Raw genomic sequence first — 1207 nt, 5'->3', positions numbered from 1 at the left:
TGAATAAGCCCTGCTCGACAACCGCATAGCGGCGGTCGGGCAGGGCTTATTCAATGTTGTGTTGGGCGTATTCAATTCGTTCAGGTTGTGTACTATAATCTCAGATTACCTGTGGAAAAAGTTGATTTTCCGCCGATAATTCAAGAGAAACATACTGAACGAGAACGCTCGGCGGCAGCGAGGCCGCATCGCATCGATGACGAAGCGAGCGGTCGTGCCGTATATGCGCGACCGGGCGTGCAACGGAGAGAAGGAACTCCCATGGCTCATTCACATGCGCAGCATGCGGCGAAGCCTAACCCGGTCAGGCGTCTGTGGGCGTTGATCGTGGCGATCGCCATGCTCGCCATCGTGCCGGCCGGCGCAATGACCGCGACGGCAGCCGACCCGGTATCCGGAGTCGGCACGGTGACCGGCAGTCATATGAAACTCACGTTGACCAGAACCGATAGTCTCGGTGATACGCCGGCGGTTGGCAGCCGACTGACGTATACGCTGGGATATCAGAACTTGACGTCCAATAAGGTGACCGCCTATCCAACCGCATCGACGCTCAGCGGCGTGATCGATAAGCAGGCCGGCAAAGTTCATCCGGTATGCCGCTATACGATGAATGCCAATCAATCCGGCGAATGCAAGACCAACGGCACCAACAACTACGTCACCCATGTGGTGACCGAAGCCGACAAGACGAACGGCTTCACCCCGTCCGCTACCGTTATTGCATCCAGCGACGCCGACAACCCGACCGGCAACAACATCCTCGAAACGCTCACCGTGACCGCCGACACCGTCTACAAGCCGGTCGAGACCACGAAGAGCTACCTCAAGATGACGCTGACGCGCACCGACAAGCTGGGCGATTCCGTCTCCGTGGGCGCAACGCTCACGTATGACATCTCCTATGAGAACATCAGCGACCAGAAGTTCACCGTGTATCCGACCGCGTCGAACCTCAGCGGCGTGCTGGATGCCAGCGCCACCGGCCACCCGGTCTGCCGCTGGCGCAATCTCGAAACCGGCACAACGAAGAGCTGCTCCGGCAAGGCCACTCATGTCGTCACCGAAGCGGACAAGACGGCCGGCGGCTTCACGCCGACCTTCACCGCAGTCGCCACGACCAACGCCGACGCCAAGCCGACCGATGCCGACACGCTGGAAACCGTAACCGCCACCGGTCCGAAGGTCACCGTAAGCGACAGCACCC

The 1207-nt window shown here is 59.7% G+C and carries 1 pseudogene; it reads left to right on the top strand.

From position 1 onward, the window contains the following. Positions 1-261 precede the first annotated feature (261 nt). Positions 262-1207, top strand: a pseudogene (locus EHS19_RS10090) (hypothetical protein); the annotation flags it as partial.

This window comes from Bifidobacterium jacchi, from assembly GCF_009078285.1.
GTDB classification, from domain to species: domain Bacteria; phylum Actinomycetota; class Actinomycetes; order Actinomycetales; family Bifidobacteriaceae; genus Bifidobacterium; species Bifidobacterium jacchi.
The sequence above is the reverse complement of the archived record's forward strand: the minus strand, read 5'-3'. Positions and strand labels throughout refer to the sequence as shown.